The organism is Sorangium sp. So ce302, from assembly GCF_051530145.1.
GTDB classification, from domain to species: Bacteria; Myxococcota_A; Polyangia; order Polyangiales; family Polyangiaceae; genus Sorangium; species Sorangium cellulosum_B.
In genome coordinates this window covers 11,007,350-11,031,065 of the sequence record NZ_CP150326.1, presented here as the reverse complement: position 1 = coordinate 11,031,065, position 23,716 = coordinate 11,007,350, and the positions used below count along the sequence as shown (strand labels likewise).

Sequence of the window (23,716 nt, the reverse complement as noted above, 5' to 3'; positions counted from 1 at the left end):
GGAGAGCGCTTCGCCGGTGAGTTCATCGTCTGATGTGACGCTTGTCGTCAACAAGCTACAGGAGCTTACGTCCATGCCCGTTGCCGGGATCATCGAAGAGCTGAAGACGCTGGGTGTCGATCTGTGGACGGAATCGGGGCAGCTCCGGTTCCGTGCGCCCAAAGGTTTGCTCACGGAAGACAAGATGACGGTGCTGCGCACGCACAAGGCGCAGATCATCGACTTTCTGGCAGCAAACCAGGGGGTGGTCGTCGCCGCGGACGAGCAGGGGCGTCATGAGCCGTTCCCGCTCACCGACGTGCAGACGGCCTACCTGCTGGGGCGCCAGAGCTCCTTCGGTTACGGCGGTGTCGCCTGCCACGGGTACCTGGAGGTGACGTATCCGGAGCTCGACCCCGCGCGCCTCGCCGACGCCTGGAACCTGCTGATCGAGCGGCACGAGATGCTGCGCGCCGTGATCGAGCAGGACGGCTACCAGCGCGTCCTGCCCACGGTACCTCGGTACCCCATCCAGTCGACGGACCTCCGCGGCGCGTCCGCCGCCGAGGTGGAGCGCGCGCTATGCGGCATCCGCGCCGAGATGGACCACCGGATGTACGAGACCACCGTATGGCCGCTGTTCGAGCTGCGGCATACCCGCACCAGCGGCGGCGACGTCGTGCACTTCTCGCTCGACTCGCTGATCGCCGACTGGGCGAGCGCCGGGATCTTCTTCGAGGAGCTCGACCTCATCCTCGCCGGCCGCAGCGACGAGCTGCGCCCGCTGGACCTCCGCTTTCGCGATTACATCCTCGCGGAGCGGCGGCTGCGCGAGACCGGGCGTTACCAGCGTGACCGCCAGTACTGGCTCTCGCGCGTCAACGATCTGCCCCCCGCGCCCGAGCTTCCGACGCTGCCATCGGCCGCGGAAGCCGGGCCCGTGCGCTTCCGCCGCCACCACAGCCGCCTGTCCGCCGAGCGCTGGGAGCGCCTCCGGCAGCGCGCCGGCGAGCGAGGTCTCACGGCCTCGATCGCCGTGCTGGGCGCCTATGCGGCGGTGCTGCAGCGCTGGAGCCGCCGCCAGCGGTTCAGCCTCAACCTCACGCTGCTCAACCGCCTGCCGCTGCACCCGCACGTCGACCGGATCGTCGGAGACTTCACGTCGGTCAGCCTCATGGACGTGCAGGCGGCGTCCGGGCGCAGCTTCAAGGAATGGGCTGCGCGGCTCGGCGATCAGATGTTCGCCGATCTCGACCACCGGCTGTTCACGGGGGTCGAGGTGCTGCGCGAGATGACCCGCCGGCGCGGGCGGGAAGCCGCGCTGATGCCGGTCGTCTTCACCAGCGCCATCGGCCTCGGCTCGCGGCGACGACCCACGAGCGGCCGGCGCTTCGGCCATGGCGTCACGCAGACCCCGCAGGTCTACCTCGATTGTCAGGTCATGGATGACGCCGACGGGCTCGAGGTCAACTGGGACGTGCGTCAGGGCATCTTCCCGGACGGCCTCATCGACGACATGTTCGGCGCGCTGCAGCGGCTGCTGGAGGATCTCGCGGAGCGCTCCGAGGCATGGGAGGCCGTCGAGCCGGTCGCGTTGCCCGGATGGCAGGCGCAGGAGCGCGAGCGGGTCAATCAGACAAGCTGTCCGCTGCCGGACTCCCTCTTGCACCGAGGGTTCCTGGAGCAGGCCGCCCGCGACCCCGGCGCGGTGGCGGTGATCGGCCACGCGGGCAGCTTGACGTACGGCGACCTCGCGATGAGGGCGGCCTCGGTCGCGCAGGCGCTGCGAGACGGCGGCTGTACCGCGGGCGATCGGGTCGCCGTCGTCATGAACAAGGGGATCGAGCAGGTCGTCGCGGTGCTGGGCGTGCTGCTCGCGGGCGCGGCCTATCTGCCGCTGGACGCCACGCAGCCGCGGCTGCGCATCGAGAAGGTGCTGTCGAACGCGGCGGTGCGACAGGTCCTGACCCAGTCGTGGATCTCCGCGGCGGCCAAGCTGCCGGACGGCCTGCGCGTGATCGACGTGGACACGCTGGCGCCTGCGCAGACCTGCCCCGAAGCGCCGATGGGCGACCCCGACGCGCTGGCGTACGTGATCTACACCTCCGGCTCCACGGGTGATCCGAAGGGGGTCATGATCACCCACCGGGCGGCGCTGAACACGATCGACGACATCAACCGTCGCTTCGGGGTGACCGGATCGGACCGGGTGCTGGGCCTCGCCCAGCTCGGCTTCGACCTGTCCGTGTACGACATCTTCGGAACCCTCGCCCTCGGCGGGACGCTCGTCCTTCCGGATCCCGACCGCGGCGCCGACCCCTCCCACTGGGCGGATCTCCTCGTGAAGCACGAGGTGACCCTGTGGAACTCCGTGCCTGCGCAGCTTCAGATGCTGGCGAGCTACCTGCAGACAGAGCCGGTCGCGATCCGCTCGTTGCGCATGGCGCTGCTGTCCGGCGACTGGATCCCCGTCACGCTGCCCGACCAGATCCGCCGGTTCATTCCTGACCTGACGCTCATCGGGCTCGGGGGCGCGACCGAGGCGGCCATCTGGTCGAATTACCATCGCATCGAGCGGGTCGATCCGGCGTGGACGAGCATCCCCTACGGGGTGCCGCTCGCCAACCAGGGCTTCCGCGTCCTCGACGAGTCGCTCCGCGACGCGCCGGTGTGGGTCCCTGGAGAGCTGTACATCACCGGGCACGGCCTTGCGGCGGGGTACCTGGGCGACCCGGAGCTCACGGCAGCGCGCTTCTTCAACCATCCCGTCGATGGACAGCGCCTCTACAGGACCGGAGATCTCGGGCGCTATCTCCCCGGCGGATCCATCGAGTTCCTCGGCCGCGAGGACAGCCAGGTCAAGATTCGCGGGCACCGGATCGAGCTCGGCGAGATCGAGGCCGCGCTGCTCGCGCATCCGGCGGTCGGCGCCGCCGCGGCCGTGGTGGCCGGCAAGGACCCCACGGATCGCACGCTGCTCGGCTTCGTCGAGCTCGCGCGGCGCAGCGCGCCTGCGGACGAGGATCTGGCCACGTCGCAGGCTCGCCTCGTGTCTGCGGCGCGGCAGTTCGCCGACAAGGAGGTCAGCGGCGTGACCGCGGCCCAGGTGACCGAGGCGACCCGAGCGCTGCGCGACGCCTCGTTCGCGTCCATGATGAACGCGTTTTCCGAGCGCGGGCTCTTCGCCGGTCCGCGCGACACGCGCTCGGCCGAGGAGATCCTGCGCGAGGCGCGCGTCCACGACCGCCATCACTGGCTCGTTCGCCGCTGGCTGGGGCTCCTGACCGAGGCGGGATGGCTCACGTACCACGAGGAGAGCCGCCGTTACGCGCAGCGCAGGGCCGCCGACGCGACGGCGGTCCACGACGCCTGGCGGCGGTTCGAGGAGCTGGCGTCGTCGTCCGGGCTGTGTACGCCCGAGTTCGTTGAGTACCACAGAGCGCACGTGGAGCGGCTGCACGCCTTGCTCGAGAACCAGCAGAACCCGTTCGAGCTGCTGTTCCCGCAAGGGAAGCACGACGTGGCGCTCGCGGTGTACCGCGACGACGCGATCGCGCGTTACAACAACCACGCGGTCGCGGCGCTCCTGTACCGGATCGCCGCCGCGCATACGGACGGCGCCCCCCTGCGGGTGCTCGAGATCGGCGCCGGCACGGGGGCCACCACCGGCGTGGTCCTCCCGATGCTCGACGGCCATGACGTCGACTACCTGTTCACGGACCTGACAGCCTTCTTCCTGGCCGACGCGCGCGAGCGGTTCCGGGAGCGTTCCTGGGTCCGATTCGGGCAGCTCGATCTGAACGAGGATTACCGGGCCCAGGGCTTGCTGCCGAACTCCGCGGACGTCGTGCTGTGCGCCGGAATGCTGAACAGCACCCGCAACGTCGAAGCCGCGGTGGCGGCGGCGGTGGAGCTGCTCGGGCCATCGGGATGGCTCGTGTTCACCGAGCCTACCGCCGATCACCCGCACGTCCTGCTCACCCAGGGCTTCATGATGGACCCCGCGGGCGCAGACAGGGAACGCGGCACCACCAAGTTCCTGTCCACCGAGCAGTGGCAAGGCCTGATCGCGAAGAGCGGCGGCGAGCTGGTGCTCCGCCTGCCGGACGACGACCATCCGATGGCGGCCTATGGCATGCACATGTTCGCTGCGCGATTCAAGACCGACCGGGCCCGGGTCGGGACCGACGAGCTCACGAGCTTCCTCGGGCAGCGGCTGCCAGCGCACATGGTGCCTGCTCATCTGCAGGTCGTCGACCGGCTGCCGCTCACGGCGAACGGCAAGGTCAACCGCAAGGCGCTCGCCGCCCTGCGGCCCGCGGCGTTCATCGACGGCGCCGGGAAGGAGGCCGATGCGACGCTGGACGAGCTGGAGATCCGGCTGTGTGCGCTCTGGGCGAGCGCGCTCGGCATCGCGCGGATCGGCAAGGGCGAGAACTTCTACGACCGCGGCGCCGACTCGCTGATCCTCGCCAGGGTGGCAGGGCGACTGCGCGAGGAGGTGCCGGAAGCTGCGCCGTTCGCCTACGACACGCTCCTGCGGCAGATGCTCAATGAGCCGACGGTCGACGCGCTCGCGCGCGCGCTGCGCAGGCAAGACGGCGCAGCGCACGCGCCGAGCGGCGCTGGGCCGGGCGCGGGGGCGTCCTCCAGCGGCGGCAAGACCGCGCAGGTCGCGCAGCGCCGGGAGGGCAGCAATTCGTTGATCCTCTCGTTCGGCGGCGGGGACGGGCCGGCGCGTGTGATGTTCCACGCGGCGCTGGGCACCATGGATTACTTCCAGCACCTGGGGCGGGCGCTCGCCGCCCAGAACCTGGGGCCCGTCCTGGGCTTCGCTGTCGCCGACCCCGAGCTGTACCTCGCGATCCCCCCGAAGGAGCTCGTCGCGCGCGTGTCCGACGATTACGCGCAGCGGCTCATCGATGAAGGCTTCACGCGGTTTCAGCTCATCGGCTACTGCCTCGGCGGGCTGCTCGCCACCGAGGTGGCCCGGCGGCTGCTCGAGCGCGGCATGTCGGTGGACCTGGCGCTCGTCGACAGCATCCCGATGTTCATCGAGACCGACGAAGAGCTCGCGTTCGAGGCGATCTTCGCCCCGAATTTGAACCTGGATCCGGTGAAGGCCGTCTTCGGCGACGACGTCGACAGCGCCGACGTGTACCGGGCCATCGAGAAGCTGATGGTCGACTACGACCGCAAGATTCCGGCCGGCGCAATGGCCAGGCTCGGCGGAGACCCCGGGCTGGAATCGGTCGCCGCCGCGGTGCGCAGGCAGTCCGCGCGCAGTCAGGACGAGCGCCTGGCCAGCTATGCGAAGGCGGCGGCTGCCCAGGCCGGGGTGCCCGTCGGACCCGAGCTCATCCCGGCGCTGTTCCGGACCTGCAGGCATAGCATGCGCGCAGCGCGGTTCGATCCCGAGCCGTACGTCGGCGATATGACGTTCTTGCGGTGCGACGAGGAGCAATCCTTCGGCATCACCGCGGGCGTCGGGCACCTGACGGCGCCGTTCTGGGAAGGCGTCTGCCTCGGCGAGTTCAAGCTGATCGACGTGCCCGGCAACCATTTCAGCGTCATCGAGCCACCGCATGTGAATGTCGTGGCCGAGCACCTCGCGGTATCGTTGCGCCACACATGAGAGAGAATCGAGAGAATCAGCAGAAGGACGCCGCGCTCCGCGAGCTGCGCCGCCCGATAGCAGGGCTGACGCGCCTCGGGATCTTCCTTGGCGGCGTCGGGGCGCTGACGACGCTCGTCCCGTTCATCGGGATCGCCGAGCTCGCGCGGATCCTCGTCGCGTCAGGCCCGATCGACAGCGCGAAGGTGGCCGGGGTCGCGCTGATCATCGTTGTCGGCCTCGGCGTCGGGTGGACATGCACCGGAACGGCGCTGTGGGTGACTCACCTGGCCGACCATCGGCTTCAGGCCCTCCTGCGGCGCGCGCTGGTGCGCAAGCTGGGCGAGGTGCCGCTGGGGTGGTACTCCGACAAGACGTCAGGGGTGGTCCGCAAAGCGGTCCAGGACGACCTCGAGGACTTGCACCACCTCGTCGCGCACCACGATGTCGAGCTCGTCTCGGCCATCGTCCTTCCGCTCGGCGGCCTCCTGTACCTGTTCTGGCTGGACTTTCGGCTGGCGCTGCTCGCGATCGCCACCCTGCCCATCTACATCGTCGCTTACGCATGGATGATGCGGGGCTTCGCCGAGAAGATGATGCAGCTCGACGCGAGCTTCGCCAGGGTGAGCGCCGCGATCGTCGAGTTCGTCCACGGCATCGCGGTCGTGAAGGCGTTCGGCCAGACGGGCCGCGCTCACCAGAGCTACCAGCGCGCGGTCAGCGATTTCAGCGATCGGTACGCCGGCTGGGTGCGGCCGCTGCTCCGGCTCGAGGCGCTGACCTCGATGGCCCTCTCGGTGCCCGTGATCATGCTGGTGAGCCTGACGGTCGGCGCCTGGTTCATCCGAGAGGGCTGGGTGAGCCCCATCGACCTGCTCGCCGAGACCCTGGTCGCCGTGGTCATCCCGCAGACGGTGCTCACGCTGAACCAGGGGCTCACGGCCCAGCGCAAGGCCGTGGCGGCGGCGGAGCGCGTCGCCTCGCTGCTCGACGAGCCGTCATTGCCCATCACGACGACGCCAGAGGCGCCGCGCGGGGCGGGGGTGCAGTTCGATCACGTCTCGTTCAGCTACGATGGCTCGAGGAGCGTGCTCTCCGACGTGAGCTTCGCTTGCACGCCTGGCACGGTGACCGCGCTGGTCGGGACCTCGGGCGCGGGGAAGTCCACGCTGGCAAAGCTGGTGCCCAGGTTTTATGACGTGACCGGCGGCGCTGTCCTGCTCGGCGGCGTCGATATACGCAACATCGCGCCGGACGTGCTGTACCGGAACGTCGGCTTCGTTCTGCAGGACGTCCAGCTGGTCCATGGAACGGTCGCCGACAACCTGCGCCTCGGCCGGCCCGAGGCCAGCGACGAAGACGTCGTCGCGGCCGCGCGCGCCGCGCAGATCCACGACCGGCTCGTCGCGCTTCCCCGGGGATATCGGTCCGTGATCGGCGAGGACGCCATCCTGTCGGGCGGCGAAGCGCAGCGGCTGTCCATCGCGCGCACGCTGCTCGCGGACACCGCGGTGCTGATCCTGGACGAGGCGACGGCGCACGCGGATCCGGAGTCAGAAGCGCAGATCCAGGACGCGCTGTCCGCGGTCGCGCGCGGGCGCACCGTGATCGTCATCGCCCACCGGCTGGCGACGATCACCGGCGTCGATCAGATCGTCGTGCTCGACGAGGGCCGCGTGCGCGAGCGCGGCACGCATTCCGCGCTGCTCGCCGCGGACGGGCTCTACGCCAGGATGTGGCGTGCTTACGCCGAGAGCGACATGGCGGCTGCCACTGCAGCGGTGGGTGAAGCCTCATGATCCGGCAACTGACCAAGATCCTGGGACCGCAGCACGCAAGGGCGCTGCACGTCTATTTCGGCTGGCTCATCGTCTACTCCGTCGTTCAGGGGGTGGCGATGGCGTTCCTCGTCCCGGTCCTCAAGGCGCTGCTCGGCGGGGACCTGGGCGAGGCGCTGCGCTGGCTGCTCCTCCTGGCCGCGGTCGTCGCGGTGACGTGCGTCGCCCGTTACCAGCAGACGATGAAGGGCTTCGCGCTCGCCCTGGTCGTCCTGACCACGCTGCACGACCGGCTCGGCAACCACGTCGCCCGCCTGCCGATCGGCTGGTTCTCCTCGGAGAAGGTCGGCCGTCTCTCACGGAGCGCGACGGGCGGCACCATGATGGTCACCAACGTGTTTGCCCACCTCCTGACCCCGGTGGTGAGCGGCATCCTGACGCCCGCGACGATCGCCGTCGCCATGCTGTTCTTCGACTGGCAGCTCGGGTTGACGGCCATCGCCTGCACGCCGCTGATCTACCTGACGCACCGCTGGTCGTCGGCGTGGATCGGCCGCACCGAGGAGCACGTCGACGCCGCGGGGGCGCTCGCCAGCAACCGGGTCGTCGAGTTCGCGCGCAACCAGCAGGTGCTGCGCGCCTTCGGTCGGGCCACGGGGGGTTATGCGCCGCTGGAGGAGGCGATCGATGGGCAGCGCGCCGCGGGCGGGTCGATGCTGCGTCAGACCTTCCCCAGGTTGCTCGCGGGCGGTCTGTCGGTGCAGCTCGCGTTCGCCGCGCTGATCGCGGTCGGCGTGGTGCGCGCGCTCGATCGGTCGATCGATCCGATCGAGCTCGTCGCGCTGCTGGCGCTGGCCGCCAGGTTCGTGGGGCCGCTGGCCGAGGCCGCGGGGCGTAGCGGGCTCTTGCGGATGGCAGGCAACGATCTGGAGCGGCTGTCCGCCATCTTCGATGAAGCGCCGCTGCCCGAGCCGGAGCGCTCCAGGCCCATCGCGGCGCCGGGGGAGATCGAGTTCTCCGATGCCCTGTTCGGCTATCAGCCGGGCGCTCCCGTGCTCCGTGATGTGTCTTTCCGGATCGCGCCGAGGACGATGACGGCGATCATCGGGGCATCCGGCTCCGGGAAGACCACGATAACACGGCTGATCGCGCGCTTCTTCGATGTCGACGCGGGCTCGGTGCGGGTGGGCGGCGTGGATGTCCGCGAGCTCTCCACGGAAGACCTGATGACGCAGCTGTCGCTCGTCATGCAGGACGTCTATCTGTTCGATGACACGCTGGAGGCGAACATCCGGGTGGGCCGGCTGGACGCCACGGACGCCGAGGTGCGCGAGGCCGCCCGCCTGGCCGGCGTGGAAGAGATCATCGAGCGCCTCCCGCAGGGCCTGAAGACCCGGGTCGGCGAGGGCGGAGCGTCGCTGTCCGGCGGGGAGCGCCAGCGGGTGTCGGTCGCCCGAGCCGTGCTCAAGAACGCTCCTATCGTGCTGCTGGACGAGGCGACGGCGGCGCTCGACCCGGAGAACGAGCGCTACATCCAGAGCGCGATGCGGACACTGATGCACCGGTCGACCCTGCTGGTCATCGCGCACCGGCTGCCGACCATCGTGTCCGCCGATCAGATCCTCGTGCTCGACGGCGGCCGCATCGTCGAGGCGGGAACGCATCAGGAGCTCCTGGCGCGCAACGGGCGGTACACGGCGTTCTGGAACGAGCGTCGCCGCGCCCACGGATGGCGGCTGGTGGAGGCTGCAGGATGACGATCGGCATCTTGGGAGGTTATGGCGACGTCGGCGCGCAAGCGGCCCGGCGGCTCCTGTCGCTCGGCCTCGGGCCGCTGCGGATCGGCGGGCGAAACGTCGACGCGGCCCGCCGCTTCGCGAGTGAGCTGTCCGCGGGAGCGGCCGAGCACCAGGCGGTCGATGTTCGGGACGACGCGTCGTTGCGTCGCTTCGTCGGTGGGTGTCGGATCGTGCTCAACTGCGCCGGGCCATCTCACGCCATCGCGGACCGCGCGGCGAGGGCAGCCGTGGAAGCCGGCGCCGACTACGTGGACGCCGCCGGCGACGATGCGCTGTACGCGCTCCTGGACGACGAGGAGTACCGCACCCGCGGGCGCGTGGCCGTGCTCTCGGCGGGGCTGCAGCCTGGCCTCACGGCGCTCTTGCCGCGATGGGCGGCGCAGCGGGCTTTCAGCCAGGTTCACGGCTTGCGCAGCTATTTCGGCGTGCTGGACCGCTTCACCGAGGTCGCCGCGGACGACTACCTCCAGGCGGCCACGGACGGGGTGAGCGAGCCGCTCGCGGCATGGCGAGAGGGGCGTCGCTCCGGGGTGCTGACCCGGACGCGCAACGTGGAAATCCCGTTCTTCCCCGGTCCGGCGACCCTGATGCCTTACCTCAACACCGAAGGGGAGCGGCTCGCGGCGTCGCTCCGGCTCGCTCGAGGAGACTGGTATACTGTCATTACCGGCCAGCACATCCTCACGGCCTTCGATCGCGCCCGCACCCTCGAACGCCGCGAGGCGGTCGCGGCGTTATGCCGGGCCAGCTTGCTCGACCTCGCTGGACGGGAGCCTCACGTCCTCCTCGTCGCGCAGCTCGACGGCTTGCGGGACGGCGCTCCGGTCACGCGCACGCTGGTTGTGCGCGGGCGGCGCAACGCCGAGCTCACAGGGACCCTGGCCGCGCTCACCACGCTGGCGGTGGACCAGGGCCAGGTGCCCGCTGGGCGCCACTTCGCAGCGGCGGCGCTCGAACCCCTGTCGACGGTCGGTCGCCTTCGCGAGAGCGGCGCGGTGACCGCGCTCGATCTGCTGGATACGTCGATCGACGCGCTCGGCGCTACCGAGGAGGGCTCCCTGTGACCGCCGGGATCCCTCTCGTGCTGTGCGGCGCCGGGTTCGGTCCTCTGCACCTGGCCGCGCTCCAGCAGTTGAACGGGCGCTTTCGCCTCATCGGCCAGCTCGCCGATGACAGCGAGGGCGCCCGGAGGTTCGCCGATCAGGCCAGGATAGCGCTCTGGACCCGGCCGGATCAGGCGCCCCTCGGCGCCGGCGTGAGCTGCTGGGTATCGGCGACCGGGCACGGGGTGCCGGTGACCGAGCGCGCCGTCGACCTCCTGGGGCGCGGCAGCGCCGTGCTGGCGGAGGCGCCGCTCGAGCACGATGAGCTCGCCGCGTGCCTGCGGCAAGCGCGCCTTGGCCGAGCCGCCTTCCGGGTGGCAGCGGTCGCCTCTGCCACGCCGGCATCCCGGCGGTTCCTCGGCGCAGCGCAGGTGTTGCGCGCGCGCACGCCGGTCAGGTACGTCGCGGCGACGTGCACGAGAGCGTCGATCCAGGCGCTGCTCCGCCTCCTGGGAGACGCGCTCGGCGCCCTGCGCCCCTGGCAGATCCGTGAGCCGGCGCCGCTCGGGAGCGGGCTTGTCGTGCTCGGAGGCAGCCTCGCGGGTGTTCCCATCGTCCTGCGCGTGCGCAACGAGGTGTCGTCAGAGGCGCAGAGGGTCGTCGAGCTCGCCCTGGGCAGCGACGCCGGCGAGCTGAAGTTGACCGGGGTTCACGGCGACGTCCTCTGGACCGCACACGCCACGGGGTCTGCCGTGCTGCTCGGCGGGACGGACGCGCCGGCCGAGCGCGAGACCGTGAGCTGGCTGCGCGCGACCCGCGGCGAGCTGACGGCGTTCGCCAACGCCGTTGAGAGCCCAGGCGCAGCCGTCAGCGAGGCTCAGGTTCAGCTCACGTTGTGCCGCCTCCGGCACGACGTCCTCGCCGCGCTCGGCTCGGCGTCGGCGCGCGCCGACGCCGAGGTCGTCCACGCCGCCGATCTGGCCGCGGCGGCCGTGGAGGCCGCCGCCGACGACGCCCATGGTGAGGCGCCCCGCGTGCCGACGGGAGACGAGACACACGAGGCGGGGCTGAGGCTCACTCGGCTGCTGGAACCGGCGCCGGGGAGGGATGCCCTGGCGCACCTGCCGGGGGCGATGCAGCGACTCGAGGCGATCAGCCTGCGGGCCCTGGGGGAGCTGCTCCTCGCGAGCGGCGCCGTGCATCCGGGAGGCGAAGCGCGCACCGCGGAGGAGATCGTCGCCGCGCTGGGCGCGGCGCCGCGGCACGCATGGCTCGTCCGGCGCTGGCTCGCCGCGCTGCGCGACCACGGTGTGCTCGGCGACGTGGGGGATAAGTACGTGTGGCGACGGGCCCTGCGGGACGCCGGCGCGGCCGCCGACCTGCCCGACGCGTATGCCGCGCTCGGCTTCCCGCCCGCGATGGCGGAAGTCCACCAGGCCGCGCTGCTCCGCCTGCACGCGCTCGTGCGCGACGAGCTCTCGATTCAGCAGCTCTTGTTTCGCGAGCGGCAGGACCTCTCCACCATCGCCGCCTACCAGGACAACGTCTTCACCGCTTACCTGAGCGCCGCCGGCGCTCACCTCGTGCGCCGCTGCGCGGAGCTGCGGCACCGGCCGCTGCGCGTGCTCGAGCTCGGCGGAGGCGCCGGGCTCACCACGACAGCCGCGCTGCGGGCCCTCGACGGCGCGCCGGTCGACTACCTGTTCACCGACGTCGCGCGCGCGTTCACGGCCGCGGCGCAGGAGCGGTTCGGCCGCCATCGCGGGATGCGCACTGCCGTGCTCGACATCAACATCGATTTCACGGCGCAGGGGGTGGAGCCGCACGCGGCGGACGTCGTGCTCGCGGGCAATGTCCTCCACAACGCCGCGCACACGGGTCGGACCCTGCGCCGCATCCGCCGCGCGCTCGCCCCCGGCGGGTGGCTCATCTTCACGGACTCCACACGAGAGAACTGCGCGATCCTGACGGCGATGCAGTTCCTGCTGTCTCCTGCGGCCGGCTCGCCGCCGCTCGGCAGCGAGGACCGGCGCGCCGGGACCGATCAGGTGTTCATCGACGCGCCCGGCTGGAATGAGGAGCTCCTGGCCGCAGCCTTCGTGCCGCGGTTCGTCCTTCCTTCGCTCGAATCACCCCTGGCGGTGGCAGGCCAGCACCTGTTCTTCGCCACCGCCTGCTGACGACCACCCGAGGAGGTGCCATGACCGTGAGACAGATCATCGATGGGCTGGAGCGCCTCGGGAATCGAGCGGCGCTGGTGTCGAGCGGGCGCGAGTGGACCGGAGCAGAGGTGCTCGACTCGACGTACCGCGCTGTCACGGCGCTGCGCCAGCGCGGGGCCGTCGCGGGCCGCACGCTGAGCTGGAGCGCCGGAGACAGGCCTCAGGCCCTGTCGGTCCGGCTGGCTGCCATGCTGCTCGGCGCGCGGTTCTCCGCCGAGCCGCCAGCGAGCGGCGGCGGCGATGTCCTGAGGATCACGGACGCTGACCTGTCCGCGCTCGACGGGGCGAGCGCCTGCGAGCCCCGCCTGGTGGACGACGCGCCGTTCTCCGTGGTTCGCGGATCCTTCGTGTGGTCGAGAGCGGTGTTCTGCGAATCGGTGGCTGCCCTGCGCGACGCAATCGGCCCTTCGCCTGCGCGCACGGCGGTGCTCTCGCCGCTGGCCGGGTTCGGCGGGGATGCGGTGTTCGCGAGCTGGAGCGCCGGCGCCGCCGTCCACCATCATGCGGTCGACGCGAGCGCCGCGAGCCCGGCCAAGGCTCTTTCGTTCCTCGAGCGAGCGGCCCCGGACTGCGCGATCGTGTCAGCGACGCTGCTGCGCAGCCTCCTGGCTCACCCGGCGGCCGCGCTCGCCGACCTCGGGGCGCTGCGGCGCATCGTGGTCGACGCCGGCGCAGGCGCCGGTGGAGCGCTGTCCGCCGAGTCGTCCGCGGCCGCGCGGCGCGTCTTCGGCGCAGAGCTCGTGGACAGGATCGCCGGTGAAGCCGGGCTCGTACCCGTGGAGCGCGAGCTGCGCAGAGCCGAGCAAGAAGCGGCGCGCATCGCGGAGCTCGTGATGAGCCATCCGGGCGTGGCGGCGGCGGCGGTGATCCCCTCCGACGGCGACGGCTGGGCCGTCTTTGCCGTCCCCGCGAAGCGCGCCAGCGACGATGCCGACGGGGACGCGAGCGGACAGCGCCTGATCGCCAAGGCGACCGCCGCGCTGGACGCCGAGCTCGCCGGGACCGACCTGAACAGGGCGATCGCGGCCGTGGAGCGGCTGGGACAGACAGCGCTGCTGTCGATGCTCAACGCGCTGGGCCGCAGCGGCCTTTTTACCGACACGGCCGCCGCCCACACCGTGGACGAGGTGCTCGCGCGGGCGCGTGTGGCCGCCGCGCATCGGCCGCTCATCCGTCGCTGGCTCAGGGTGCTCGCGGAGCAGAAGCTGCTGCGCCGGGACGGAGATCTGCTGAGCGCCGTGGGCCCGGTCTGCGACTTCTCGGACGCCGCGCTGGCGCGCGCATGGGACGAGCTGAAGGGAGAATGGCTGGCCACGGTCGGCGCGGCCGGCACGATCGACTACGCGGTCCGCAATTCCGACCGATTGCCCGACCTGATCTCCGGCGCGGTGCGGGCCGTCCACCTGTTGTTCCCGGAGGGGCGCACCGACCTCGCCAGGGCCTTGTATCGCGAGAGCATCGCCGCCCGGTACCAGCACCACGCCGTCGGTCTCCTCGTGAGCAGGATTGCCAGGGAATGGCCCGGGCAGCGGCCGATCCGGCTGCTCGAGGTCGGCGCCGGCACGGGCGCGACCTCCGAGTCGCTCTTACCGGAGCTCTCGGGCGCCGAGGTCGACTACCTCTACACCGACGTCTCCAGGTACTTCCTCGATCAGGCCGCCCCGCGGCTCGCCGGGCACCGGTGCGTGCGCTTCGGCCTCTACGACATCAACGTCGCGCCGAGAGAACAGGGCTTCGTCCCGAACTCGTTCGACGTGATCATCGGAGGCGGCGTGCTCAACGCCGCGCGGAACACGGATGCCTCCCTCCGCTGGCTCAACGAGCTGCTCGGCCCCGGCGGCTGGCTCGTCCTGACCGAGCCCACGGTCGAAGAGTTCTGGGTCATGGCCTCCCAGGCCTTCATGCTGGACGACGCCAGCGACGGCAGGGCCGAGACGGAGTCGACGTTCCTCTCGCTGCCTCAGTGGAACGCGGCGCTGGACGGCGCTGGCCTCCAGCGCGTCCTCGGGCTGCCCCGGGACGGCCACCCGCTGGAGCGGCTCGGCCATCGTGTGTTCGCGGCCCGGACCAAGATGGATCGGGCGCTGCTGACCTCGGAGCGCCTCTCCGAGCATCTCGGCGAGCGCCTGGGAGCCTTCGCCAGCATCGAGATCGTGGATGAGCTGCCGCTCGCCGCTGGCGGCGCCCTCGACCGCGAGCGGCTGCGCGACTGGGCCGCGCGCCGCCGGCGCTTCGATTCCCGCCCGCTTTCCACGGCGGCATCACAAGGACGAACGCAATGACCACCGCGACGAATCCCCCCATCCCGTATCCCTTCAATCTCTTCGACGGCATCGCGCTCGCCTCTGCGTACTCCCGCGCTCAGCAAGCGCCGGGGCTGCTCAAGGTCAAGCTGCCTTACGGCGAGCCGGCGTGGCTCGCGACCCGCTACGAGGACGTCCGCTTCGTGCTGTCCGACCGGCGGTTCAGCCGCGAGGAGGCCACGAAGCGCGCGGACGCCCCGAGGGCGCTCCCGCGCATCGCCGGCGGGATCGTCATGATGGACCCGCCCGAGCTGACCCGCATCCGCAACCTGGTCACCCAGGCGTTCACCAACCGGCGCGTGGAGCAGCTGCGCCCGCACGTCCGCGACCTCGCCAACGAGCTGATCGACAGGATGGTGGCCAAAGGCCCCCCTGCGGATCTCGTGCGGGACTACGCGCTGCCGATCCCGATGTCCGTGATCTGCGAGCTCCTGGGCGTTCCGGTGGCGGATCAGTCCAGGTTCAAGGAGTGGAACGACTCTCTGCTCTCGACCAACACGCAGACCGCGGAGCAGACGCAGCGGAACCTCGGCGAGCTGTCCCAGTACATCATGGGGCTGATCCGCCTGCGCCGGGCCGAGCCGGGCGACGACCTGATGAGCGCGCTCATCGAGGCCCACGACGTGGACGACCGCCTGAACGAGCGCGAGATGGTCCAGCTCTGCATCGCCATCCTGATCGCGGGGTACGAGGCCACCTCCTCGCAGATCCCGAACTTCATCTACACGCTCCTGACCCATCAGGAGCAGCTCGCGCGCCTCAAGTCGGATCCTGGCCTCGTGGCGCAGGCGGTCGAGGAGCTGCTCCGTTTCGTGCCGATCGCGTCCGCCGCGATGTTTCCGCACTACGCCACCGAGGACGTCCAGGTGGGCGACACGCTGGTGCGCGCGGGTGAGCCCGTGTTTGCGTCGGTCGGCGCGGCCAACCACGACCCCCGCAAGTTCTCCGATCCACACCGGCTCGACTTCGATCGGGACGCGCGGGCGCATTTCGCGTTCGGCTGTGGGATGCATTATTGCATCGGCGCGTCGCTGGCCCGGGTCGAGCTCCAGGAAGCGCTGAGAGCGCTCGTGACCCGCTTGCCGGATCTGCGCCTCGACGCCGACGTCCAGTGGAAGACCGCGACGTTCTTCCGCGGCCCGCTCACGATGCGGGTGACCTGGTGAGCGCCGGCGGCGGCAAGAAGAAGCGCGTCGTCGTCGCCGGCACCGCCTTCGGGCGCATCTACCTCGATGCGGTCGCGTCGGCGCAGGGCTCGTTCACGCTGGCCGGCGTGCTCGGGCGCGGCAGCGAGTTCTCCAGGAAGTGCGCCGAGCGCTACGGAGCGCCGCTCTATACAAGGGTGGAGGACATCCCCGGCGACATCGACATCGCCTGCGTGGTGGTGCGCTCGGGGGCGACCGGCGGCCCAGGCTCCGATCTGGCCAGGACGCTGCTCGAGCGCGGGATCCACGTGCTGCAGGAGCATCCCGTGCACGCCGCGGAGATCACCGCGTGCCTGAAGGCCGCGAAGCGGGGGGGCGCCGCGTACGCGGTCAACACGCTGTACCCGAACGTGCGCCCGATCCGGCAGTTCCTTGCCGCGGCCGAGTACATCAGGAAGCGCCAGCGCGTCCAGTTCATCGACGCCGCTTGCAACAGCCAGGTCGCCTATCCGCTGCTCGACGTGATCGGCCGCGCCGCAGGCGACCTGCGCCCGTGGTCGTTCTCCGAATGCGCGCCGCGAGGCGGCCGGCCGTCGCCGGCCGCGGGCCAGCCGTTTCAGAGCCTGAGCGCGACCCTCGGCGGCGTGCCCGTGACGCTCCGCGTGCAGAACCAGGTCCACCCCGAGGATCCCGACAATCACTCCCTGCTCATGCACCGGATCTCGCTCGGATGCGACGCCGGCGTGCTGACCCTGGCCGACACCCACGGACCCGTCCTCTGGAATCCGCGCTTGCACTCGCCGCGCGACTCGACCGGGCGCCTGATCATGAGCGGCCCCGGCACCGACCGCCTCGCCGTGGAGAGCACGTCGATCCTGGGCGACCAGCACACGCGCAGCTATCACGACGTGTTCGCGCGGACGTGGCCCGACGCGGTCGTTGTCGCCTTGCACGACCTGTGCGGCGACATCGCCGACCCGGCCCGCCGTGTCCGCAGCGGCCAGTGGGCCCTGGGCGTGTCGCTCGCGTGGCGTGATCTGACGGAGCGGATCGGGATGCCCGAGCTCATCCGTCCGGAGACCCCGGAGCCGCTCCCTCTCGACGAGCTGCGTGCGGCGGCGCGCGCTGCCACCTTCGATGCGGCCGGGAGCGGCGCGCGTTGATCGAGCGCCTGGCGCTCGGGAGAAATGAACATGGCGACTTCTTGCAGCCACGTCTTGGTATGGGTGCGCGACATTCATCAAGCCGTGCGCGACTACAGAGAGCTCGGGTTCAAGGTGGACTACGCGACACCCGAGCGAAAGGCCCAGCACGCGCACATCTGGTTCACGGAAGGCCCCATCGTCGAGCTGCTCACGACGCCGCGCAGCGCGCGGTGGTTCAAGTGGCCGATCGAGCTGATGGCCGGGCGCGGCTCGGGCCGGCGGATGATCCGCTGGTCCGAGCACGGCGAGGGCTTCTGCGACGTGGCGGTCGTGGTGGACACGCACGCTCTCGACCGTGAGCTCGCCGCGCTGCGGGAGGCAGGGGTCCCCGTCGGCAGAGCCATCGGGTGGCGACGGACGAAGCCCGATGGCCAGGAGATCCGCTTCAAGTTTGCCTATCCGGCGAACGATCGTCTCCCGTTCATCGTGACCCCCTACGATCCGCCTCAACATCCGAGAGAGAACCGCCATCCGAACGGGGCCAAGAGGCTCAGCCGGGTGCGCATGGGGGTCCGCGCCGAGCATCGAGAGGCGGTGCGCCGGATCGTCGGTGACGACCCGACGTTCGCGCTCGAGCCCGCCGAGGTGACGGGGGTCCGCGCCATCGAGATCGCCGGCCTGACCGCCGATCTCGACCCGACCCTCCTGCACGGCGCGGCCGTGCTGCCCGCCCGCCCGAACGCTGACCCGGGCCGCGCGCATCGAAGCGCAGGACAGTGAGCGCCGACGAACGTCGGTGAAAGCGAGGGAGCTTCCATGTTGAGTGGATGTGTCGATTGGCCCGCTGAGTTCGTGGATCGTTATCGCGAAGCGGGGTACTGGCGAGGCGAGCGCCTGGGAGAGATGCTGCGCACGCGGGCCCGAGCGACGCCGGCGCGCGTGGCCGTCGTCGACGGAGCGCGTCGCTGGACGTACCAGGAGCTCGACGAGCGCGCGGATCGCATGGCCGCCGGGCTGCGCCGGCTCGGCATCGCGCAGGAGCAGCGCGTCCTGGTCCAGCTGCCCAACATCGCCGAGTTTCTGCCCCTGTGCTTCGCGCTGTTCCGGATCGGGGCCATCCCGGTGCTGGCGCTGCCGGCGCATCGAGAGACGGAGATCGTGCATCTGGCAGAGCTCTCCCAGTCGGTCGCCTATGTGATCGCCGACATGCATGTCGGCTTCGATTACCGGTCGCTCGCCCGTTCGGTATGCAAGCGGGTGGCGAGCCTCCGGCATGTCCTCGTGGTGGGCGACGCAGAGGAGTTCGTGCCGCTCGCCGAGGTGGACGCGCCGCCGGAGATCATGGCCGGGCCGGACGCGCGCGATGTCGCCCTGCTCTTGCTGTCGGGCGGCACGACCGGCGCTCCCAAGCTGATCCCCCGTACCCACGACGACTATGTTTGCAACGTCCGCCTCAGCGCCGATGTGACGGGCCTGGACGCGAACACCCGGTACCTGGTGAGCCTCCCCATCGCGCACAACTTCGCCCTGGGGTGTCCAGGCGCCCTCGGCGCCCTCTACGCCGGCGGAACCGTGGTGTTCTGCAAGGACCCGAGCCCCGAGGCCGCGTTTCGGCTGATCGAGCAGGAGAAGATCACCGTGACCGCCCTCATCCCGCCGCTCGTCCTGCTGTGGCTCGAGGCGGCGGAGTGGGTGCAGGCCGATCTGAGCAGCTTGCGGTGGATCCAGGCGGGAGGCGCTCGCCTCAAGGCCGAGACGGCGGCGCGCGTCCGACCCGTCCTCGGCTGCGGGCTGCAGCAGGTCTACGGCATGGCGGAAGGGCTGCTCAACTTCACGCGGCTCGACGACCCCGAGTCCGCCGTGATCGACACGCAGGGCCGGCCGATGGCCGAGGACGACGAGGTGAGGATCGTCGACGCCTCGGATGTCGAGGTAGCGGACGGCGAGGTCGGTGAGCTGCAGGTCCGCGGTCCCTACACAATCCGCGGATATTATCGCGCGGAGGAGTACAATCGCCGGGCGTTCACCGCCGACGGCTTCTATCGGAGCGGAGATCTGGTGCGGCGGCTCCCCGGCGGGCACCTGGTGGTGGAAGGCCGGAGCAAGGACGTGATCAACCGGGGAGGGGAGAAGGTCCCGGTCGAGGAGCTCGAGAACTACCTCATGGCTCACCCGGCGATCCGTGACGTCGCCATCGTCGGCGTCCCGGACGCCACCCTGGGGGAGCGCACCTGTGCCTGCATCATCGCGCGCGGTGCGGCGCCCACGCTCGCCGAGGTGAACGCCTATCTCGGCCGCCTGGGGGTGGCTGCGTTCAAGCTGCCCGATCGTTTGATGGTCCTGGAGAGCTTTCCGCAGACGAGCGTGGGCAAGGTCAACAAGCGGGCCTTGGCGAATCAGGTCTGTGGCGCCTCGCCAGCCATGCCCAGGTAGTCGACGGCTTTGCCTCGGTTCAGATGCCGATCGTTCCTCGAGACATCAACACCGACCCGAGAACCCATGAACAGCTCTACCCGAAGTTTGCGCTGCCTCTTGAGCGCTCCTGCCCCGTCCAGCCCGCACCTGATCGTCTGTCCCTTCGGTGGTGGGAGCCACAGCGCCTTCCGCAGCTGGAAGGCGATGTCACATGGGGACGTCTCGGTGTCCCTCGTGACCTACCCGGGGCGTGACCATCGTCTACACGAGTCCGGGATGCGGAGCGTTCAGCACACCGCGTCTGAGCTGGCGCACGAGCTGTGCGCGGAGCCGCCCAGCGGCCAGTGGCTGCTGATTGGCCACAGCGTGGGGGCGCAGATCGCGTTCGAAGCGTGCCGCTTGCTCGAGCAGTGGGGCCGGGCGCCAGCCGGCATCGTCCTGTCCGCTTGCCACGCTCCCCATCTGATCCCACGTCGCATGCTCAGCCCGCTCGATGACGAAGGGTTTGTCGAGGAGCTGATCCGCCTGGGAGGGTGTCCAGCGGAATTCCGCACCGACGCGCAGCTCAGAGAGGTATTCCTGCCGATGCTGCGCGGCGATTTCCTCGCCTCGGAGAGCTACCGCCTTGCGCTGGACCGCTGTACCAAGCGTCTCCGGACGCCGACCCTCCTGCTCCACGGATCCGCCGACGATGAGGCCCGTCAGGACGAAGTGGAGGCGTGGAAGCACTGGCTGGAAGGGCGGGTCGAGCTGCGCGAGATGGCTGGCGATCACTTCTACATCACGCAGGATCCACGGGCGTTCGTCTCGGAGGTGCTGCGCGTGTTCCGGCTCCCTTCCAGGTCGACGGCTCCCCTCGGACTGGCGCAGGTTCCTTGGGGCTATTTCCCCTGAAATTCCTCTGTCCAGTGGGGCCGTTTGACCGGGACGGCCTGCGCGTGGGAGAACGCCCGGCCCGGACGCGATGACGTTTCTCCCGCTGCAGCCGCCCGATCTGCCCCCCATCCGCGCGCGCGGGACGCCGCGCTGCCGCGGCTGCGGTTTGCCGCAGGCGATGTGCCTCTGCGGCGCGCTGCCCCGGCTCCCCGTGCGCACGCGCGTCGTGCTGCTCACCCACCGGATCGAGCGCACGAGGAGCACGAACACGGGCCGGCTCGTCGCGCGCCTGCTCGAGGGCGCGGAGGTGCGCGTGCGCGGCGAGATCGAGCCGCGGCCGCGCCCGCCGCTGCCGGAGGGGCGCCGGCTCGTGCTCTTCCCTTCGCCCGAGGCGCGCACCCTCACGCCCGACGACGCGGGCGGCGAGCCGGTGGTGCTGCTCGTCCCTGACGGCAACTGGAACCAGGCGCGCCGCGTGGTCCACCGGGATGCCGACGCGCGCGGCGCCGAGCCGGTCACGCTGCCCGAGGGCGCGCCGAGCCGCTATGGCCTGCGCCGCGCGCCGCACGAGGGCGCCCTGTCGACGCTGGAGGCCGTCGCGCGCGCGCTCGGGCTGCTCGAGGGCCCGGCCATCGAGCGGCGCATGATCGAGGCGTTCGACGTGTGGGTGCACCGCGCGACGCGCGTGCGGCTCACCGGCAAGCTCGAGGAGGGCGCCGCGGCCCTGGGAGAAGGTGAATCCGCCGAGGCCCGCGCGAGCGCGGCTTCCGATGGATCAGGCGGCCCGTGAGCGTCTCCGCGCCCGTCACCGGAAGTTCTGCACCGCCCAGACGCTGCCGTCCGGGAAGGTGTGGAACCCGCAAGCCACCTTCGTGTAGCGGGTGCTGCTCATGTTGATGTAGTGGCCGTGCTTCTCGAAATCCTCGCCCGGCCCCTCGTCCCACATGAGCTGCAAACACGGGACGATCATCGAGTCCGGCGGGCCTCCCCACCCGGGGCACTCGTTCTGGGCGTTCTCGTCGCAAGCGCCGAACGCGCCGTGAAACTCGCCGGTGTTCCCATCGGACTCGGCCTCTCCATCGGAGCACGACTCCGCCTCGACCCAGCGCGCGAGGGGCGGCAAGCCGAGCGTGGCGCGGTGCTCGTTGATCGTATCGACGCACAGCTGCGCCGCGCCCGTGGCGCCGCCCGAGCCGCCGGCGCCGCTCCCGGAGCCCTCGCCGCTCGAGCCTCCGGTGCCGGCCGTGGTCGAGGCCGTGGCCGAGCCCCCAGCGCCCTGCGCGGAGGAGCCGCCGGCGCCCTCGGCCGACGAGCCGCCGGCGCCCGCCGTGGCCGAGCCACCAGCGCCGCCGGCGCCCTGCGCAGCCGAGCTGCTGGCGCCGCCGGCGCCCTCGGCCGACGAGCCGCCTGCGCCTGCCGTGGCCGAGCCGCCGGTTCCCTGGGCCGACGAGCCGCCGGCGCCCCCGGTCGCCGCGCTGGACGAGCCGCCGGTGCCCGCCGCGGTCGAGCCGCCGCTGCTGGTGCTCGGTCCGCTGCCGGAGTCTCCCGGGTGGATCACGACGCCGGCGCCGCTCGACGGCCCGCCGCCTTCGCCATCGAGCGACCCGTCGCCCACCTCACCGACGCAGCCCGACAGCACAGCACCGATGAACGTCGCGGCGAGCGCGACGGCGCATGAAGGAGTCCGAGGGTTAAGCATCCGTCGAGTCTATGGGGCATTCGACGCATGCTCAACATCGACCGATCCTGCTTCACTTTTGCATGCTTGAGCGGTTCAGGCTCGATTGGCGGGCTTCACGCGTGTCTGTGCGGAGAGAAGCGCGCTTGTCGCACGAATGTGTGTTCGTTTGCTTCGAATTCCACTCGTGCGAGACAGGACAACGCATGCCAGCGAGCTGCGACCGCCCTTCAGATGTCGCCCCCGCGGGCCGGCGGCCCGTGGAAACTTGAACGCTCGCCGGGGCCTGGCCTCGTCTTCCGCCGACGGAGGCGCGCGGCGCCTCCGCTGGAGATAGACGATCGTCGCGCCGGCGAGCGCGTTCGCGGCCATGAGCGAGTTCGTCGCCACGAAGACCCAGCTCTCGAGCATCCAGCTGTAGATGACGAACCCGATCGACGCGGCCAGCTGGCCGACGAAGAGCCACCTCGAGATGCCCTGGCTCGTCTTGCTCCTCCACTGCTTGTAGACCTGATTGCCGATGGTCAGCACGAGGATGCCAGAGCTGACCCAGCCGATCGCGTCTTTCATGTCTCACCGCCGGACCGCCGCTCGACCTCTCTCCTCGAGCGGGCCTCGTCAGGCCCGGGCCACGCCGTTCGCGTGGCTCTCGTGGATCGCGTGGCTCGCCTGGTCCGCGGACGTCTTCTTGTAGCCCGCCGGCAGGAGCGTCTCGTAGCCCTCGGCCAGCCGCTGCTCGAACTCCGCCTTCATCGACCTGCCGAGCTCGCTGAGGCGCTTCTCGTCCACGGCCTTCTCGACCGCCGGGAAGAGCTCCTTTTCCTCCTCCTCGACGTGGTGCTGGATGAGCTCCTTCAGCGTCGTCACGCGCGCCTTGAACGAGAGATCCTCCGGGGAGGTCGAGAGCAGCCGCTTCAGCGCGAGCTCGGCGATGGCGTGCTCCTCGTAGCTCTCGAGGATCACGTCCTCCTTGATCTGCTGCACCGCGGGATAGAACGTCTCCTGCTCGATCGCCATGTGCGCGGCGAGCTCGTTGGCGAGCTCGGCGAGCACGAGCGCCGGATCCGACCTGCCGCTCTCGAGCTGCTTGAAGAGGGACTCCACCTTGCGATGCTGCTTCTCGAGCAATGACGTCGCTTTCATCTTCCTGCCTCCATGGTGCGCCGCGCCTCGGCGCGGCCGGGGTTGTTCGGGTTTCATCGCCGGTCGGGGCGATCTCGCGCCCGAGGCGCTCCGGCCAGCCTTGCTCACGGTTCGAGACGCAGCGAGGGGCGAGCGCACGGGCTCGCCCCTCGCCACGCGAACGGCCCGAGATCGCTCGGGGCCGCTAGTCGGTCTTCTCCTCGATCTTGTCACCCGCCTTCTCGGCCGCGTCGCCCGTCGACTCCGCGGCGTCCTTCGCCTCGTCCTTGACGTCGCGCGCGGCGTCGTCCGCGGCCTCGCCCGCCCTCTCGGCCGGCCCCTCCGGCTGAGGCTTGTTGCCTCCGCAACCGATCACACCGACGCAACCGATGACCATGCTGCCCAGGAGCAGCGATCGAATCCCTGTTTTCACGGTATCCTCTCCTCCGCGCTCGACCATGTCAGCAATGCCCGGGCCAAACCGCGCCGAGCGCCCGCGCGTGCTCCTCGTCACCCCACCCTCGGATCCGGGGATCGCGCCCCTGAGACACATCGCCTCGACCGTGGCGTCCTGCGACGCGCAATGGCCGCCCGCCC

16 protein-coding genes are annotated in these 23,716 nt (G+C 70.7%); 12 read left to right on the top strand and 4 right to left on the bottom strand.

The genetic code is table 11. The features are described 5' to 3' along the window. The first annotated feature begins 73 nt into the window (after nucleotides 1-73). The 12 genes from WME73_RS41720 to WME73_RS41665 all read left to right on the top strand — a co-directional run bounded on the left by WME73_RS41720 (nucleotide 74) and on the right by WME73_RS41665 (nucleotide 21,109). Nucleotides 74-5,614: an amino acid adenylation domain-containing protein gene (locus WME73_RS41720; protein ID WP_437913187.1), complete on the top strand. Its 5,541-nt coding sequence runs from the start codon at nucleotides 74-76 to the stop codon at nucleotides 5,612-5,614. After that, a complete protein-coding gene (locus WME73_RS41715; RefSeq protein ID WP_437913186.1) occupies nucleotides 5,611-7,392 on the top strand; it encodes an ABC transporter ATP-binding protein in 1,782 nt (593 codons plus the stop codon). Before WME73_RS41720 ends, WME73_RS41715 begins: the two co-directional genes overlap by 4 nt. Next, nucleotides 7,389-9,128 (top strand): ABC transporter ATP-binding protein, encoded by a 1,740-nt coding sequence (locus WME73_RS41710; RefSeq protein ID WP_437913185.1) that lies wholly within the window; start codon nucleotides 7,389-7,391, stop codon nucleotides 9,126-9,128. The genes WME73_RS41715 and WME73_RS41710 overlap by 4 nt, the downstream gene beginning before the upstream one ends. Beyond that, entirely contained in the window at nucleotides 9,125-10,234 is a 1,110-nt protein-coding gene (locus tag WME73_RS41705) for a saccharopine dehydrogenase NADP-binding domain-containing protein (protein WP_437913184.1), read from the top strand. The genes WME73_RS41710 and WME73_RS41705 overlap by 4 nt, the downstream gene beginning before the upstream one ends. Continuing rightward, on the top strand, nucleotides 10,231-12,393 hold the full coding sequence (locus WME73_RS41700; protein ID WP_437913183.1) for a methyltransferase: 2,163 nt from the start codon (nucleotides 10,231-10,233) through the stop codon (nucleotides 12,391-12,393). Before WME73_RS41705 ends, WME73_RS41700 begins: the two co-directional genes overlap by 4 nt. Nucleotides 12,394-12,413: 20 nt before the next feature. Next, nucleotides 12,414-14,717 (top strand): methyltransferase, encoded by a 2,304-nt coding sequence (locus WME73_RS41695; protein ID WP_437913182.1) that lies wholly within the window; start codon nucleotides 12,414-12,416, stop codon nucleotides 14,715-14,717. Continuing rightward, on the top strand, nucleotides 14,714-15,904 hold the full coding sequence (locus WME73_RS41690) for a cytochrome P450 (RefSeq protein WP_437741811.1): 1,191 nt from the start codon (nucleotides 14,714-14,716) through the stop codon (nucleotides 15,902-15,904). Before WME73_RS41695 ends, WME73_RS41690 begins: the two co-directional genes overlap by 4 nt. Continuing rightward, nucleotides 15,901-17,046, top strand: a complete 1,146-nt coding sequence (locus WME73_RS41685) for a Gfo/Idh/MocA family oxidoreductase (protein WP_437913181.1) — start codon at nucleotides 15,901-15,903, stop codon at nucleotides 17,044-17,046. Before WME73_RS41690 ends, WME73_RS41685 begins: the two co-directional genes overlap by 4 nt. A 30-nt stretch (nucleotides 17,047-17,076) precedes the next feature. Continuing rightward, nucleotides 17,077-17,808, top strand: coding sequence for a VOC family protein (locus WME73_RS41680; RefSeq protein WP_437913180.1), 732 nt, complete (start codon nucleotides 17,077-17,079; stop codon nucleotides 17,806-17,808). Between the two features lie 36 nt (nucleotides 17,809-17,844). Continuing rightward, nucleotides 17,845-19,461 (top strand): (2,3-dihydroxybenzoyl)adenylate synthase, encoded by a 1,617-nt coding sequence (locus tag WME73_RS41675; RefSeq protein ID WP_437741808.1) that lies wholly within the window; start codon nucleotides 17,845-17,847, stop codon nucleotides 19,459-19,461. A 66-nt stretch (nucleotides 19,462-19,527) separates the two neighbouring features. Continuing rightward, nucleotides 19,528-20,337, top strand: a complete 810-nt coding sequence (locus WME73_RS41670; protein WP_437913179.1) for a thioesterase II family protein — start codon at nucleotides 19,528-19,530, stop codon at nucleotides 20,335-20,337. A 70-nt stretch (nucleotides 20,338-20,407) separates the two neighbouring features. Beyond that, on the top strand, nucleotides 20,408-21,109 hold the full coding sequence (locus WME73_RS41665) for a tRNA-uridine aminocarboxypropyltransferase (protein WP_437741806.1): 702 nt from the start codon (nucleotides 20,408-20,410) through the stop codon (nucleotides 21,107-21,109). Nucleotides 21,110-21,124: 15 nt separating this feature from the next. Here WME73_RS41665 and WME73_RS41660 read toward each other — a convergent pair whose 3' ends face one another. The 4 genes from WME73_RS41660 to WME73_RS41645 form a co-directional block, all read right to left on the bottom strand. Continuing rightward, nucleotides 21,125-22,018 carry a CAP domain-containing protein gene (locus tag WME73_RS41660; protein ID WP_437741805.1) on the bottom strand — a complete coding sequence of 298 codons (894 nt, stop codon included), beginning with the start codon at nucleotides 22,016-22,018 and terminating at the stop codon, nucleotides 21,125-21,127. 75 nt (nucleotides 22,019-22,093) lie between these two features. Next, nucleotides 22,094-22,567: a hypothetical protein gene (locus WME73_RS41655; protein WP_437913178.1), complete on the bottom strand. Its 474-nt coding sequence runs from the start codon at nucleotides 22,565-22,567 to the stop codon at nucleotides 22,094-22,096. A 48-nt stretch (nucleotides 22,568-22,615) separates the two neighbouring features. Continuing rightward, the gene (locus tag WME73_RS41650) at nucleotides 22,616-23,140 is read right to left on the bottom strand and encodes a hemerythrin domain-containing protein (RefSeq protein WP_437741803.1); all 525 of its coding nucleotides are present in this window, start codon (nucleotides 23,138-23,140) and stop codon (nucleotides 22,616-22,618) included. 184 nt (nucleotides 23,141-23,324) lie between these two features. Beyond that, complete coding sequence (locus WME73_RS41645) at nucleotides 23,325-23,552, bottom strand: hypothetical protein (RefSeq protein ID WP_437741802.1); 228 nt, start codon at nucleotides 23,550-23,552, stop codon at nucleotides 23,325-23,327. Nucleotides 23,553-23,716: the final 164 nt, after the last annotated feature.

Coding starts and splice junctions, on each gene's coding strand:
- WME73_RS41720 (WP_437913187.1), top strand. CDS start 74: ATGCCCGTTGCCGGGATCATCGAAGAGCTGAAGACGCTGGGTGTCGAT.
- WME73_RS41715 (WP_437913186.1), top strand. CDS start 5,611: ATGAGAGAGAATCGAGAGAATCAGCAGAAGGACGCCGCGCTCCGCGAG.
- WME73_RS41710 (WP_437913185.1), top strand. CDS start 7,389: ATGATCCGGCAACTGACCAAGATCCTGGGACCGCAGCACGCAAGGGCG.
- WME73_RS41705 (WP_437913184.1), top strand. CDS start 9,125: ATGACGATCGGCATCTTGGGAGGTTATGGCGACGTCGGCGCGCAAGCG.
- WME73_RS41695 (WP_437913182.1), top strand. CDS start 12,414: ATGACCGTGAGACAGATCATCGATGGGCTGGAGCGCCTCGGGAATCGA.
- WME73_RS41690 (WP_437741811.1), top strand. CDS start 14,714: ATGACCACCGCGACGAATCCCCCCATCCCGTATCCCTTCAATCTCTTC.
- WME73_RS41680 (WP_437913180.1), top strand. CDS start 17,077: ATGGCGACTTCTTGCAGCCACGTCTTGGTATGGGTGCGCGACATTCAT.
- WME73_RS41675 (WP_437741808.1), top strand. CDS start 17,845: ATGTTGAGTGGATGTGTCGATTGGCCCGCTGAGTTCGTGGATCGTTAT.
- WME73_RS41670 (WP_437913179.1), top strand. CDS start 19,528: ATGAACAGCTCTACCCGAAGTTTGCGCTGCCTCTTGAGCGCTCCTGCC.
- WME73_RS41665 (WP_437741806.1), top strand. CDS start 20,408: ATGACGTTTCTCCCGCTGCAGCCGCCCGATCTGCCCCCCATCCGCGCG.
- WME73_RS41660 (WP_437741805.1), bottom strand. CDS start 22,018: ATGCTTAACCCTCGGACTCCTTCATGCGCCGTCGCGCTCGCCGCGACG.
- WME73_RS41655 (WP_437913178.1), bottom strand. CDS start 22,567: ATGAAAGACGCGATCGGCTGGGTCAGCTCTGGCATCCTCGTGCTGACC.
- WME73_RS41650 (WP_437741803.1), bottom strand. CDS start 23,140: ATGAAAGCGACGTCATTGCTCGAGAAGCAGCATCGCAAGGTGGAGTCC.